13 protein-coding genes are annotated in these 15,455 nt (G+C 41.4%); 7 read left to right on the top strand and 6 right to left on the bottom strand.

Annotation, left to right across the window (positions count from 1 at the left end; genetic code table 11):
- Positions 1-41: 41 nt before the first annotated feature.
- The 3 genes from NSQ70_RS03155 to NSQ70_RS03165 form a co-directional block, all read right to left on the bottom strand.
- Positions 42-392, bottom strand: a complete 351-nt coding sequence (locus NSQ70_RS03155; RefSeq protein ID WP_008344359.1) for a DUF4064 domain-containing protein — start codon at positions 390-392, stop codon at positions 42-44.
- 138 nt (positions 393-530) lie between these two features.
- Complete coding sequence (locus tag NSQ70_RS03160; protein ID WP_144667741.1) at positions 531-998, bottom strand: hypothetical protein; 468 nt, start codon at positions 996-998, stop codon at positions 531-533.
- Between the two features lie 118 nt (positions 999-1,116).
- Positions 1,117-1,791: a hypothetical protein gene (locus NSQ70_RS03165; RefSeq protein ID WP_041093255.1), complete on the bottom strand. Its 675-nt coding sequence runs from the start codon at positions 1,789-1,791 to the stop codon at positions 1,117-1,119.
- A 210-nt stretch (positions 1,792-2,001) separates the two neighbouring features.
- Between NSQ70_RS03165 and NSQ70_RS03170 the strand changes: the two genes are divergently transcribed.
- On the top strand, positions 2,002-2,370 hold the full coding sequence (locus tag NSQ70_RS03170) for an RlpA-like double-psi beta-barrel domain-containing protein (RefSeq protein ID WP_003213878.1): 369 nt from the start codon (positions 2,002-2,004) through the stop codon (positions 2,368-2,370).
- A gap of 73 nt (positions 2,371-2,443) precedes the next feature.
- A complete protein-coding gene (locus NSQ70_RS03175; protein ID WP_342502443.1) occupies positions 2,444-3,493 on the top strand; it encodes a hypothetical protein in 1,050 nt (349 codons plus the stop codon).
- 217 nt (positions 3,494-3,710) lie between these two features.
- Here the strand turns inward: NSQ70_RS03175 and NSQ70_RS03180 are convergent, their stop codons facing one another.
- From NSQ70_RS03180 to gabP, 3 genes are all read right to left on the bottom strand, one after another.
- Positions 3,711-4,085 (bottom strand): carboxymuconolactone decarboxylase family protein, encoded by a 375-nt coding sequence (locus tag NSQ70_RS03180; RefSeq protein ID WP_342502444.1) that lies wholly within the window; start codon positions 4,083-4,085, stop codon positions 3,711-3,713.
- A gap of 267 nt (positions 4,086-4,352) precedes the next feature.
- Positions 4,353-5,882 carry a multicopper oxidase domain-containing protein gene (locus NSQ70_RS03185; protein ID WP_072367833.1) on the bottom strand — a complete coding sequence of 510 codons (1,530 nt, stop codon included), beginning with the start codon at positions 5,880-5,882 and terminating at the stop codon, positions 4,353-4,355.
- Between the two features lie 97 nt (positions 5,883-5,979).
- A complete protein-coding gene (gene gabP, locus NSQ70_RS03190) occupies positions 5,980-7,368 on the bottom strand; it encodes a GABA permease (RefSeq protein ID WP_024719380.1) in 1,389 nt (462 codons plus the stop codon).
- A gap of 482 nt (positions 7,369-7,850) precedes the next feature.
- Here gabP and NSQ70_RS03195 point away from each other — a divergent pair, with 482 nt between their 5' ends.
- The 5 genes from NSQ70_RS03195 (at position 7,851) to guaA (ending at position 14,946) form a co-directional block, all read left to right on the top strand.
- Complete coding sequence (locus NSQ70_RS03195; RefSeq protein ID WP_342502445.1) at positions 7,851-8,750, top strand: cation diffusion facilitator family transporter; 900 nt, start codon at positions 7,851-7,853, stop codon at positions 8,748-8,750.
- 102 nt (positions 8,751-8,852) lie between these two features.
- Positions 8,853-9,815, top strand: coding sequence for a MoxR family ATPase (locus tag NSQ70_RS03200; RefSeq protein WP_017366721.1), 963 nt, complete (start codon positions 8,853-8,855; stop codon positions 9,813-9,815).
- Positions 9,812-11,002 carry a DUF58 domain-containing protein gene (locus NSQ70_RS03205; protein WP_144667747.1) on the top strand — a complete coding sequence of 397 codons (1,191 nt, stop codon included), beginning with the start codon at positions 9,812-9,814 and terminating at the stop codon, positions 11,000-11,002. Before NSQ70_RS03200 ends, NSQ70_RS03205 begins: the two co-directional genes overlap by 4 nt.
- Positions 11,003-11,011: 9 nt before the next feature.
- Positions 11,012-13,219 carry a transglutaminaseTgpA domain-containing protein gene (locus tag NSQ70_RS03210; protein WP_342502446.1) on the top strand — a complete coding sequence of 736 codons (2,208 nt, stop codon included), beginning with the start codon at positions 11,012-11,014 and terminating at the stop codon, positions 13,217-13,219.
- 185 nt (positions 13,220-13,404) lie between these two features.
- Entirely contained in the window at positions 13,405-14,946 is a 1,542-nt protein-coding gene (gene guaA / locus NSQ70_RS03215) for a glutamine-hydrolyzing GMP synthase (protein ID WP_017366723.1), read from the top strand.
- The last annotated feature ends 509 nt before the right edge of the window (positions 14,947-15,455 follow it).

Below are 15,455 nucleotides of genomic sequence, written 5' to 3' on the forward strand. Positions count from 1 at the left end.
AGCTTGTAGAGCGACCCTCTACAAGCTTTTTTATATCAACTTTATTCAGCTGGAACTGTTTTGACAGGCTCTTTTCTAAACACACCCATGCATCCTGCGATGAGGATTAATACAGCTGGAAGGATAAAGAACATAGAAATAGAAATAATACCACCAACAGCAGATACTAATAATAAAATCCCGCCAAGCTTTGCTTTTTTCTTCACGATAACAGATGCCACAATCGCAAGAATAGAGAAAAGCATCGCTGCCCAGCCTAATCCTGTGATTTGACTCGTACCTGATTCACTAAATGCCGCATCGAGTCCTCCAAAGGCAATGGCAAACATTGCACCGAAAAATCCAAAAATACCTCCAATTAAGCCTAAAACAAATTCCGTTGTTCTTTTCATGATACTTTCCCCCGATATGTAAATAAGAATTATTGGTACTTAAGAACCAACACAATCTTACTCATCGGCATTCTTTTCACAATGTTAATAGTTTTGTTAAAAAAAACAAGAAAATCCATAAAGAATTTTCTTGTCCAATTACTGGGCTCTCTCCCAGGTAATCTTTGTTTCAGTTGTTGTTTTCTTTCCTTTTGCCAGTACTTTTCCGTTTTCCTGTTTCACGGTAATGTTTAGGTCATAAAAGGAGTAGAGGGCGCCGAGGCTGTCATTTTCCGGTTTATGCAGGTTGTTTTCCTTTTCAGTGGATGCACCAATAGCTAGTGTTTTGGCAAAGTTCAAACCAATGACTTCAGCGTAATCACTATTGGTCTCAGATGAAGCCGTCACGTTTAAGGAAATGACTTTTTTCTTTTGATCAACGGTGATCGCTGTGTCTTTTACGAGCTTAGACTGCTCCATGACCTCTTTCGTTTCATTTTGAATGCGTTCATTAATCGTTGGAAGTGCCGTAGATTCTGTTTTTTCTTCTTTTGTCGTATTTGAGCAAGCTGCTAGGATAGAGAAGGTTGCAACAAGACTCATGAAAACAAGTAGACTTTTTCTCACGTTCTTTCTCCTTTGTTCTTCAAAGTATGTATGCTTATGTTACCACGAATTGATGTTTTGATTAAAAGAGAAGTGTTGATAAGCTGTGAACAATCAAAAGCACCCAAAGTTGGGTGCTTTATTGTGCTGAAAGGGTTGTACTAAGTGGGATAGACGAAATGACCGTGAATTTTGGAGCCGGAGCACCAGATTCTAGATTTTTGCGTAAAAGAGATGATTTGACGGTGCCGTCCCATTTTTTATAGACACTTCCAGATGTATTTGCACGGAGCTGTACATTAGAGAAACTTGCTTGCGAGTAGCTGTTTGTTCCATTATCTTGTACGCCGTGTACCATTTTGACGACATCGAGGTCTTTCAGACGACTAGGATTGAAAACAGGCTGTTTATAACGCAGTTTCCCGTTGACGTATAGTGACACTGTGCCATCACCATTGTTGATGAGCTTTAAGTTGACACGTGCACCATCTTTAATACTTGAATCGTATTCGCTGTTCCAATATTGACTGCCGCCTTGGGAGCCGGTGCCCAGGAAGACCTTATAGCCAGAAGATGTTTTTGAAATCCCGCTTTCAACAACGGCAGAACCGAGACCAAGATACCAGTCGGCATAGCCATTTTTAATAGTGGCTGTTTTTGGCAGCACAATATCAGCCGAGATACCTGACCATTTGGCTTCATCCGTTTGTGTCACGATGGCGCCGTGACGAGGACCAGCCGCAGAGGCAGGAATACTTGAAAGCATCAATACGAAGGTCAAACTTACACTCAAAACGATGAACCACTTTTTCATGAAAATTCCTCCTTATCTTTGATTCATTTCTATTATATAAAACAAAAGGGAGGGATCTACTGACAATGTTCTGGCTGTTTTTGGTGAAATTTATGAACAAAATCGGTCATTAAGTGGTCAACTTGTATTCGAATTGTAATGTGACTGTAAAATAACTGGGTGCATCTTCATGTATAATAGGGTCAGAAACCAAATACGGAGGATTTTTTAATGAATAAAAAGCTTATCGCGACAATCGTAACAGTAGCTAGTTTATTTTTAGCGTTTAGTTTCTCACATGGAGCAAGTGCAAAAAAAGTAAGCGGCAATATTACATGGTATAATGGTGTCGGTAAAAAAGGCGCAGATGGAAAAAAACTCGGTCATTGGGATGCAGCAACGAAAATGGGATTTGACGTACCGAAAAAAGGTACAAAACTAAGAGTGACAACAAAAGCGAAACCACATAAAGTGATTACAGTATATAAATATGATGTAGGTAGAATGCCAAACGCAGTATTAGACGTAAGTCCGAAAGCATTCAAAGCACTTGGGTATAAAACAAGTAAAGGTGTCGTCAAAGGGCATTACACTTATTAATACATAGGCATGCAAAGAAGCGGGAAAAGTTTATTTTCTGGCTTCTTTTCTTGTGGAGAGGGTCTGAAAGTCAATGAAAAAATCAACATGGTGGATCATCACAGCAATTGGAGTCGCAGTGATTGCGGCCGTCATCTTCTTCATGATGAAGCCGGGGCAAGAGGCAAAACATGAAGGAAAAGTGAAAACAAATCAAGATGCAAAAGACGAATTGCTTGTTTCATTTACGGATCAAAAGTTAAACAATACTTATTACTTGCATGACAAGGCGCTTCATACAGAGAAACTGACAGCATATCCTTCAATTGCTTATGATCAGGCGAAACAGCTTTTATACTATACGTATACAGATGAAGACACACAAAAAGTAAGTATACGGGAATTGAATGTGAAAACGGATAAAGAAAAAACGCTCTTTACGAGTGACGATTCAATCGACAGTATGAGACTTTCTGGTGACGGAAAACAGTTATATCTAAGGTATAACAAGGATTCAGGTGAGCAATTTTATGTAGCGTCTTTTGATTTGAAAACACAGAAAGTGAAAGTGTTATATCCAGAAAAAAGTGATGATGATACGGTGAGTTCTTTTGCTTATGATCCAGCATCAAATCTGTTGGCCATTCAGCATTATTCGTTAAAAGAGGATTATAAAAAGACGGATGAGGCAAATGAAAAAGGAATGGATCCTGAACCAACGACCATGAAGATTACCCTTCAAACAGGTGAGAAGGGTAAGCGAATTGCACGTATTTCTCAAACCATCAATGATATTTCTTTTTCACCAGATCATAAAAAACTCATTTATACAGAAGTGAAGGTTCGAAATGAAAAAGAAGTATCATCTATTAAGGTGATGGATGTAGATACAGGAAAAACAAAGACACTTGTTAAAAACAGCCAAGATGTGCGTATTTTAAGTGCTGCCCAGCCGCAATTTTCTGCGGATGGTACATCTGTTTATTTCTTAGGTGTTGCAAAGAACGCAAAGGAATTAAAGGATGACACAGGACGAAAGGCGAAGGTCAGAACCATTTTTGAATATGATATTAAGAAGAAAACAGTAGAAACCGCTTGGGAGAAAGAAGGCGGGATTGTTAACAATTTCACTGTCAATCGGTAAAAGGTGCGCGTTCAGTTATTTTATATAACTGGACGTTTTTTTATTTTGTCATGGGATGTGTCGGTGAAAAATGCGGTTTGTGAAATGAACATCACTTTTTAAGCAAGGAAATGAGTGGTATTTTGATATTTTGCTACTGTGACAGAATCAGCGTAAGAGAGTAAAGTAAGTGGAAATAAAAAAACGAGAGGACAGAAGACTTCTCGTTTTCTCTTATTTATTTATTGTTTTCATCTAGTAAGTTTTGAAAAATAAACAAGGCATTAATGGAATGAGGGAATCCTGCAACCTTTGTACAGTGCTTAATGATCTCCATAATCTCTATAACAGAGAGCCCGATATGTAATGCTTGTACAAAATGAGCTTTTAACTCTTCATTACAATCACCTTTTGCAATGAGAGCCGATAATGTGCTGATGGTCTTCTGTTTTTCATCTAATATGAAGTGATTGAATTCTTTTTGTTCACCGAGTTCAATTGTTAGTTGTTCAATGTTTGATCGAATGCTCTCGTTTTCATGAATTGAAAGCTTCTCCCTGTTACCTGCCACTGTTTCTTGCTTGACCTGGCAAGTCTCTTTTTCTTCATTCAAATTGAACTCCTCCGTTTTTTATGACGATTTTCTATTTGTTCGTGCTTGGTTTCTTAAGTGCCTTTTGATAGAGGTAATGGGTATATAGTAGTATTATCGGTTTACTTCGTCAACTTTTTAAGTGTGGAATGTTCAAAAAAATGCCATTCATGCGATACATTGTTCGTTTTTCTCATGGAGATTGAAAAGAAAATAGAGGGCTAATATATAGAAGCTGTTAGCCCTTTTTCATATTACGCAATTAAGAGAGAGGAGGTTTCATATTTACTAAATGATATCCATCGGCCGCATCATGTCATAATCCTCGTGTTCTAAAATGTGACAATGCCACACATATCGTCCGCTATATGGGACAAACCGAGCGATGATGCGAATGACTTCACCGGCATGCGCCTGAATTGTATCCTTGTAGCCTTGTTCATGCAAAGGAGGCGCTTCATTTGGTCCCGTGTACACGATTTCACCAGTTGATTGATAGATGTCTGTATCGAATGGTCTTCTATCAATCACCCGAAATTGAACAAGATGTAAATGAATAGGGTGTGTGCCCCTTGTTGGGTTGACAATGTTCCATACCTCTACACTACCAAGTCGAGGATTTTCCGTGACAGGATCATTCCAAAACCGGTTATCTAGTAATAAAATCGGGCGCCCATATTTATCTTGTGTGCCAGTAAGCGTTAGCGTTCGCTCGTTATCAGCTCGGCTCGGTCGGAGCGGTGGCAGTGGTTTGAAGATCGGACGTAATGTTTTAGCTGCTCTTCCTTTGAGCGGACGAGTGACTTTAAATTGCATAATGTTCGCATCTGTTTCTGGATTGACATCCTGACCGCAGCCTGCCGTATTTTTTAAAACAATTGTTTTGTTTTCGTAAGCTGAGAAGTCGATGATGACATCAAAACGTTCAGCAGGTGCAATGCTAAAAGATTGGTGATGAACAGGTCTTGGCAAAAAGCCGCCATCAGATCCAATTTGTAAGATTGTGGCGTCGTTATCTAGATGAAGCTCGTAAGTTCTTGTATTGGACGCGTTTAAGATACGAAAACGATATTTTCGAGGCTCTACTTCTAAATATGGCCATACTTTTCCATTGACTAAAATCGTTTCCCCGCAAAAAAATGGCACGATAGAGGGATCTGGAAGGTCACTATCTTCTGGTGTGTTATTTGGTCTACTTGGGTAAAACAGTGCGCCATCCTCCTGGAATGTCCGGTCCATGATCATTAAAGGGATATCATATTCATCTTTCGGTAATTCGAGTGATTTTTCAAACGCATCTGAGATCAAATAAAAGCCAGCCAATCCGGCGTATACATTTAATCGTGTCAATGCCATGGCATGATCGTGATACCACAATGTGCATGCTTGCTGGTGATTAGGGTATTCGTAAACCTCTCGTTCAAAGAAGGGTCCGGTCGCTTCAAAGTCTCGCGAAAACCAAGCCTCCGGATAACCGTCACTGCTTGCAGGTGTCACGCCCCCATGCAGGTGAACGACTGTTTTGACTTCGGGTTCATCATGATGTCCAGCGTGAATGGTATGATCGACAGGCAGGAAGTGTTTCAGCGGCAATTTGTTCATCCATTTGACTTTGACCTTTTCATTTCGATTCGCTTTAATGGTTGGACCCGGCAAACTGCCATTATAGGTCCATAGCTTGGTTGGGGGAAGATCTCTATGAACTTTTAGGAACACCTCCTCCATAGCGATTTCATAATACGTTTGTCTTGGGTTTTTTTTGACGGGCTCTGCGACTTCTGGAATTGGCAGCTCGTCAACAAACTTTTCTAGGTTCATGTTGACTAATCCTCACTTAAAATCAATTTGATACATTATAAGTGCGGACATCCAAATAGGTGAATAAAATAAAAAAACCCGCTTTTCAGCGGGAGAATTAAGGGTGTTTATTTTCAAGCGCTGCACTTGCAGGCACTTTTTTATTCGGTTTAAAGATGAAGTAGGCGGCTAGTACACCGATGGTAATGATGCTTGTCAGTATGAGCTGAGGTCTCATCGATTCGATAAACAGCATAGAGGCCAAGATGGCGCAGATGACCAAAATGGTAAAGTACGTAAGGTATGGGAACAGCCACATTTTGATTTTGAGTTGTTCTGGATTTTCTTTTTCAATTTTACGACGCATTCTTAATTGTGAAACGGCAATCACCAAGTAGACAAGAAGTGCAATGGCACCAGAGGCATTGACTAGAAATAGAAAGATGGTTTCAGGGTAAAAGTAGTTCATCATGACGGCAATATAGGAAAAGAAGGTACCTGCGACTGTCGCTGCTACAGGGACACCGCGTTTGCTGATTTTCATAAAACGTTTTGGTGCTTCGCCTCTTTCTGCTAATGAATAAAGCATTCTGGACGTTGTGTATAGGCCGGAGTTTAAACAAGAAAGAACGGCTGTTAAAACAATGACGTTCATGACTTGAGCGGCTGATGGGACACCGATGTATTCTAATACTGCAACGAACGGACTTGTTAAAATATTCGCTGAATTCCATGGGAGTAAAGTGACAACGACGGCGATCGACCCGACGTAGAACACAATAATACGCCATACAACTGAACGGGTAGCTGTTGTCACAGATTTGACAGGGTCTGCTGATTCACCTGCGGCAATTGCCACAATCTCGGTTCCCATGAAGGAAAAGATGACAACGACAATCCCGAGGAGCACAGAGCCGAATCCGTTTGGAAGGAAACCGCCATTTCCCGTTAAATTAGCAAGACCTGCAGTATGATGACCGCCAAAACCAAAGATAAATGCAAAACCAATGAGTAGGAAGAGAATAATGCTGACGACTTTAATCAATGAAAACCAATATTCAAATTCGCCAAAAGATTTAACAGAAAAGATATTTGTCAAAGTTAAGAGGATTGTGAGGATAAGACTTGTGAGCCAAACAGGTGCATCTCCATACCAATATTGAATAATGGCAGCACCAGCAATGGCCTCAATGGCGATGACGATGACCCAGAAGAACCAGTAAAGCCAGCCGATTGTAAACCCGGCCCACGGGCCGATGGCGTCGCTCGCATATTGTGAGAAAGAGCCGCTTGTCGGATAGGCACATGCCATTTCTCCAAGCATTCTCATAATAAAGATGACCAGAAGGCCGGCAAATGAATAGGAAAGAATCGATCCAGGCCCTGCAGAATGAATGACAGCACCACTACCAACAAATAGCCCTGCCCCAATGACCCCGGCAATGGAGATCATTGAAATATGTCTTGTCTTAAGGTTTTTTTGAAGACCGTTTGTCATGTTGGACATTTCTTTACCTCCAAACATTTCTCTTTTATTCAAGAGTTTGTTTTTAGAATATTTTAAATTTTATCATACTGAATTGTCATTCAGCATTGGACAGGTTATCAAACTGACATTTCAAACCTCTTAACATGATGTTAAAAAGTATAAAGGATTTGAGAGATTATGTTCCCTCATTTTCCTCTGCCCATTCTTAAAAATAGCATAAGAAGGAAGAAAGAAAAGTTGTGTTTTGAAATAAAACTATTCTGACAATTAGGTAGTAGAGTCATTTTGTTCTTTTTCATTTTTCGGGGTGGTTTTGAAAAACATTGATGGGAGTAGGTCTTGAGGTCAATTGACCTTATAAAAATAAGTTTGCTTAGGTCAACACATTTCTATGTCTCCTATTTTGCTGATTCAAGCGAATCATGTTGCTGTAGACCCACACGGGCTTGGCTTTGTAAGATAAATATAGAAAAGTAATGTGTGAGGAGGCGCTGTTCGGTATGGAGCGCTACAACGAATTAAGACAAGGTGAAACAGGTGCTTGGGTCAGCATTATAGCCTATGTGATCTTATCTGCTGTCAAACTGATCATTGGGTATGTGTTTCATTCAGAAGCCCTTTCCGCAGATGGCTTGAATAATACGACAGATATCATTGCTTCGCTTGCCGTATTAATTGGGCTGCGTATTTCTCAGAAGCCACCTGATGAGGATCATCCATACGGTCATTTTAGAGCTGAAAATATTGCGTCACTTGTGGCTTCCTTTATTATGATGCTTGTCGGGCTTCAGGTTTTGCTGAGTGCAGGCCAGTCGCTTTTCTCATCAGAGCATCAAACGCCTGATATGATTGCAGCTTGGACGGCAGCAGGAAGTGCTGTTGTGATGTATGGCGTGTATATGTATAACCGTAAACTGTCTAAACGAATTAATAGCCAGGCGCTATATGCCGCAGCGGCTGATAATAAATCAGATGCTTATGTGAGTATCGGGACGTTTGTCGGAATTATCGCCTCTCAATTTCAGCTGGCGTGGGTTGATACGCTTGCTGCGTTTGTGATTGGCTTAATTATCTGTAAAACGGCGTGGGAGATTTTCAGAGATGCGTCTCATTCGTTAACGGACGGTTTTCATATAAAAGATATGTCTAAATATAAAGAGACGATTGAATCGACACCAGGAGTGGGCGATTTGAAAGACATTAAAGCTCGTTACCTTGGAAGCACTGTCCATGTAGATGTGGTCGTTGAAGTAGAACCGCATTTAAACATCGCAGAAAGCCATGATATTGCAGATGAAATTGAACGCAGAATGAAGCAGGAACATGATATTTTACACTCTCATGTTCATATGGAACCAGCAAGTGAGCCTAAAGAGGAGCAGAAGTCTTTTCCATCGTGAGAAGGCTTCTTTTTTCTACGTGTTGATGTTTCATGCAAATGCGTGTTGTATGGTAAAGTTAGACTATATGAAAATTGACGGAAACGTGATAGGAGGATCAGGATGGCATTTGATGAACCGATGCATTCAGATTTACAAAAAATCGTAGATAACATCAATAAAGTGATGGTGGGGAAAAAAGATATTGCGATATTAAGCCTTGTTGCGATTTTGGCGAAGGGGCATGTGCTATTAGAGGATGTGCCTGGCGTTGGGAAGACCATGATGGTTCGTGCTCTTGCAAAATCCATTGGGTGTGAGTTTAAGCGAATCCAATTTACGCCTGACCTTTTGCCTTCAGATGTAACAGGTGTGTCGATTTATAATAAAAAGACAAACGAGTTTGAATTTAGACAAGGACCGATTATGGGGCAGATTATTTTGGCTGATGAAATCAACCGAACCTCTCCTAAAACACAATCAGCCCTTCTTGAAGCGATGGAAGAAGGCAGTGTCACAGTGGACGGAGAAACGATGCCGCTGGCAGATCCTTTCTTTGTGATGGCTACGCAAAATCCAGTGGAGTATGAGGGAACCTATCCACTTCCAGAAGCGCAAATGGACCGTTTCTTATTTAAGCTGCAGATGGGGTATCCAACCATGCTGGAGGAGCTTGAGGTGCTGAATTTGCAGGAGAAACAATCGCCAATTGACACGCTTCAGGCAGTCATGACAAAAGATCATATCCATGCTTTGCAGCAAGCGGTTCAGACCGTACATGTGGATGCATCGATTAAAGAATATATTGTCGAAATCGCCCAAGCGACGCGAAATCATCCGTCTGTCTATTTAGGCGTGAGCCCAAGGGGTTCAATTGCATTGATGAAAGCGGCTCAGGCGTATGCGCTGTTGAACAGGCGGGATTATGTGATTCCTGATGATGTACAGTATTTGGCGCCTTACACATTGCCGCATCGCATGATTTTGACATCAGAAGCAACATATGAAGGGAAGAAGGCGGAGACACTGTTGCGACAGATGATTGAGCATATTGGCGTACCAGTTCAAAAGTCGATGACTCAATGAAGTCACGTAATCGTTTAGCCGTTTCATTATGGTTACGGGTGATGATGCTCGTCATTCTCACGGCAGCAGCCTTTTGCTATGCCATGTTTCAGGGCGGCTTTGTGAGCTGGTTCCTTTTTTATGCATTTTCACCATATGCTTTGTATGCTTTGTTGTTTGCCCTTGTTCCACTTCGTGCAACAGCCAAAAGGACATTACAGCATACCCGGTTAAAGGCAGGGGATGTGCTGTCTGTTGACCTTGAAATCAAGCGGACGAATTTATTTCCGTACGTGTACGTCATACTTGAGGATGACCCGCCGGATACCATCCATTTACAGGAACAAATTGAAATGAAGCGAATGATCTTTCCATGGTTTCGGAAAACGTGGCGATTTTCATATCAATTCAATGACATCATGCGGGGAGAGCATCAATTGACGGCGGTTAGAATCAAAACGGGTGATATGTTTGGGTTTGTTGAAAAAGAAGTGATTCTTCCACTAGAGAAAAAATTACTTGTGTATCCGAAAATGTTGAATATTCCGGTTGAATCTGCTGTATCGGTGAATGAAAATGGAGGCAAAGCGGTGCACTCTTGGTTAAATGAACCGACAAATGTGACGACAGGTGTGCGTGAATACCAGCAAGGAGACCGTTTCGCTTGGGTGGACTGGAAGACAACAGCTAGAAGAGGTCAGCTTATGACGAAGGAATTTGAACAGAATCAGACAAAGGATCTGGTGGTGTTTGCTGATTTTACAGATGAAGCCGCTTTTGAAACGATTGTATCTATGGCCGCATCGGTTCTGCAAACGGCTGTGAAAAAAGGGGTGCCGGTAGGCCTTGTCCCGCTTGGGGATCAGCACATATTTCGAGTGGATCAAGGAGAGTGGCATTTACAGGACATGCTCTACTATTTAACAAAGGTGCAGTATCAGCCTTCTCGTGCACCTGATTATCAATCATTAACATCGAGTGAGCACCAGCAGACAGGAAAGTATGTGGTGACAGGTCATCTGCAAGAAGAGCTTGCTGCCATTTTACTTGGGAATCGAAACAGAAAGAACATCACTGTTCTTTTAGTGAAGAGAGCCGTTGATCGATTGACGGCAAAAGAAAAACAGCTTGTGGACCGGCTTAAAGCTTCTGGGATACACACGACCCTTTTATTTGAGGACCGGCTGCACGAAAGAACTGTGAGGTGACAAACATTTATGCTGCATATGCATCAGCGGCAAAGCCGTTTTGAGTTGTTCATCTATTATGCTGTCGCATTTCTGCTGCTTTGGGAGTGGCTTCGTCCGCTTCAAGATTTTACAGAGACGAGTCATACGTCTTATTTCATCATTTTTATAGGGCTTACGTGTTTGTTTACGTTCTTTCGATTGAAGTGGTATGTGACGTTTCCTATTTGTGCTGGATTGATCTTGCTCGCATTATATTTGATTTTTTATCAATCAGAGCCAAGTTATCTGCCTGCGCTGTTTGCTGATATTCAAGATAATATTTCTTTGATGAGCATGGGCATGTGGAGTGACATGTATCCGTCTTTCCGCACATTGTTGTTTTATATTTTGCTTTGGCTACTTGTTTATTTGCTTCATTATTGGGTTGTGTATCAGCAGCGTATCTTTTTCTTTTTACTGATGACGATTGTATATGTCACGATTCTTGATACGTTTACGCCTTATGATGCGACTTTTGCGATCGTTCGAATTATGGTATTTGGCTTTTGTTTGCTTGGCCTGCTCTATTTCGACCGGCTTCGTTCGGCTGAAGGTGTGAGGGTGTCACAGAAAGCGCGTCTCAATTGGTTCTTACCCATGCTGGCGCTTGTTCTTGTATCAGCATCACTCGGTGCTTCTTTGCCAAAATCTGATCCGAAATGGCCTGACCCTGTCCCGTTTTTTAAAGCGGTCACGAATCAAGATGGTTCCACCGGGCAGAATAAGGTGGGATATAGTACGGATGATTCGTCGCTTGGGGGACCGTTTAGTGAGGACCGTACACCGGTATTTAAATGGAGCGGAAAAGAGCCGTCTTATTTTCGTGGAGAAACAAAAAGTATTTACACGGGGAAAGGCTGGGAGGATGCTTCAAATGATACGAAACCTACTCGGTTAAAAGGGAATGAAGTGCCGAACCGGTGGTTTACCAATCGCGTGAAAACAGAGGAGCATGAAACGAGAGTCGATATGGAATCAAATTATCGATTTAATCATGCTGTTTATCCGATTGGTACGGTTATGCTGACGCCGATGGAAAACATTCCACTGCAAATGATGGGCAAAACGGAGAAAATTGTCCCGTCTACTCAAAACCCGCCCAAAAATTTAGGGAACTATCGAGTCAGCTTCTTATCACCTACATTTATCCTAGAGGACTTGCAGCGGATCAAAGTACCGACCAAGCAGCAAGTGAACCAGCAGGTCGGACGTGAATACTTGCAGCTCCCATCCTCGCTGCCAGAGCGTGTGAAAACATTGGCGAACAGCTTAACGGAAACGAAGGATAATATGTATGATAAAGCAAAAGCGATTGAGGATTATTTAGGATCTGCGAAGTTTTCATATGAAACCCAAAATGTCGCTGTGCCTGGGCGTGACGAAGACTATGTGGATCAGTTCTTATTTGATACGATGATTGGCTATTGTGATAACTTTTCAACCTCGATGATTGTCATGCTTCGCTCGATTGGAATTCCGGCGAGATGGGTGAAAGGGTACACGTCAGGTCAGTTATATGAAACACAGATGGATGGAAACAATGTGTATGAAGTGACCAATAACAATGCGCATTCATGGGTAGAGGTGTATTTTCCAAACCGTGGCTGGGTGACATTTGAACCGACAAAAGGGTTCACGAACCCAGAGACATTTACGAATGAAACCACGGCTAACAACGACCAAACAGATGATCAACAGGATGAAAAAGATCAGCCGGCATCTGATCAACAAGAAAACGAGCAGACACAACAGCCGCAGCAACAAGAACCAGAACAGGTGGCAAAACAAGAGGAACAAGCAGCTAAAGCAAAGCCAAGTATGATTCATGTTGGTTCAATCTTGGGCTACGCAGCAGGTGCGATTGTCTTTCTTGGAATTATAGGCTGGATGCTTTACCGGTTCAGAGCAAGATGGCTGCCAATCTTTATTGTGAGAAAGGTAAAACGTCTGCCAGATGAGGAAGCTTTTTTCTACGCATATGCTGCTCTATTAAAACAGCTAAGGCGCAGAGGGATCGATAAAAAGCCAGGCATGACGCTAAGAGAATTTGCTTCTTTGATCGATGACAAGGAAGGGAATCATCACATGTCTGAACTAACGCAGTTCTATGAGCGGGCGCTCTACAGGCGAGAAGATGCGTCGGCGCTTTGGCGGCAGTCGGTGAAGTTATGGGAAAATTTAATAAACAGGAGATAGTCTTGACCCCGTACCTTCCTGTTGTTAGAATAGGTGAATATTAAAACCTTCTAAAATACATGAAATTGAAGCGTTCGGATGTGAGTCTGGGCGCTTCAAAAGCGTGATTTACACTGAGAGCAGGTTTTCTCCTCTCATTTTTTCTGTGCGTTTATAAAAACTATATTGGACATAGAGGTGACACCATGACAAATTTAGTAAATGAAATGATTTTGGTTCTCGATTTCGGTAGTCAGTACAATCAGCTGATCACTCGCCGTATTCGTGAATTTGGTGTGTACAGTGAGCTTCATCCGCACACTTTAACTGCTGAAGAAATTAAAGAAATGGCGCCGAAAGGAATCATCCTTTCTGGTGGTCCAAACAGTGTATATGATGAAGGATCTTTCCGCTGTGACGAAAAGATTTTTGATCTAGGCATTCCGGTTCTAGGCATTTGCTACGGCATGCAGCTGATGACTCACTATTTAGGTGGGAAAGTAGAAGCGGCAAGCCAGCGTGAATATGGAAAAGCAGACATCCATATTAACGGAACACCTGCTTTATTCAAAGACCTTCCAACGGATCAAGTCGTTTGGATGAGCCATGGTGACCTTGTCGTTGAAGTACCAGAAGGCTTTACAGTTGATGCAACAAGTGCACATTGTCCAAACTCAGCGATGAGCTTAGCTGAGAAGAATTTCTATGGCGTTCAGTTCCACCCAGAGGTACGTCACTCTGAGTACGGAAATGATCTATTGAAGAACTTTGTCTTCGGCGTATGTGAGTGCGATGGCAAATGGTCAATGGAGAACTTCATTGAAATCGAAATGCAGAAAATCCGTGAAACAGTAGGCGACAAACAAGTATTGTGCGCACTAAGCGGCGGTGTAGATTCATCTGTTGTGGCTGTATTGATCCACAAAGCCATCGGCGATCAGCTGACATGTATTTTCGTTGACCACGGTCTTCTTCGCAAAGGCGAAGCAGAAGGGGTAATGAAAACATTTAGCGAAGGTTTCAACATGAACGTGATTAAAGTAGATGCGAAAGATCGTTTCTTAAACAAGCTAAAAGGTGTGTCTGATCCTGAGCAAAAACGTAAAATCATCGGTAACGAATTCATCTATGTATTCGATGACGAATCGGACAAGCTAAAAGGAATCGACTACTTAGCACAAGGAACTCTTTACACTGACATCATTGAGAGTGGAACAGCAACGGCACAAACAATCAAATCTCACCACAACGTTGGCGGTCTTCCAGAAGACATGCAGTTTGAATTGATTGAGCCACTCAATACGCTATTCAAGGATGAAGTTCGTGCTCTAGGGTCAGAGCTAGGTATTCCAGACGACATCGTATGGAGACAGCCATTCCCAGGTCCAGGACTAGGAATCCGTGTACTAGGTGAAATTTCTGAAGAAAAACTAGAAATCGTCCGTGAATCGGATGCGATTCTACGCGAAGAAATTGCCAACTTCGGCCTTGAGCGCGACATCTGGCAATACTTCACAGTCCTCCCAGACATCCGCAGCGTAGGTGTCATGGGTGACGCAAGAACATACGATTACACAATCGGTATCCGTGCTGTTACGTCTATTGACGGTATGACGAGTGACTGGGCAAGAATCCCTTGGGATGTACTTGAAAAGATCTCGACTCGTATCGTGAATGAAGTGAAGCATGTGAACCGCGTGGTGTATGATATTACGAGTAAGCCGCCTGCTACGATTGAGTGGGAATAAAAGTAACGGATGTGGTTTTTTGCACTAAATGTATTTAATGGTTTTTAGTGGGGATAGTGCCGTTTTGAATCAATTAAAAAGAGTTCGAACTGTCTATAAGATTGTTTTTAAAAATATCCGATAATCCACTTGGGTAATTTTTATGTTTCTGAAAAGTTCCAGTGTTTGAGTGAAACCTCAATATACTGGGCTTTTTTGTATATTTTTAGATGAAATGTAAATAAGACACTATTTTTAACTTGAGGAAATCAATGAGTGAAATTCTAGGGTTTAAAATAACTTTTCTTTAATTATAAATAAAGAGATCTTTCTTTTACTTTAAAATTTATGACGAGACTTCATTGATTAAAAATTCTTTGTCTTTTAGACAAATTCAAAGAACCCAGATAGGAAAATCCAAGAGATTATATTAAAAATAGAAAAAGTTGTTAAAATTATACATATTTGTTATAATTGTTTTAATTGCATTTTTCTTAATGAAGAACAATAAAGTTATCAATGCAATTTGG

This window comes from Bacillus sp. FSL R5-0397, from assembly GCF_038593395.1.
GTDB lineage: Bacteria > Bacillota > Bacilli > Bacillales > Bacillaceae > Bacillus > Bacillus altitudinis.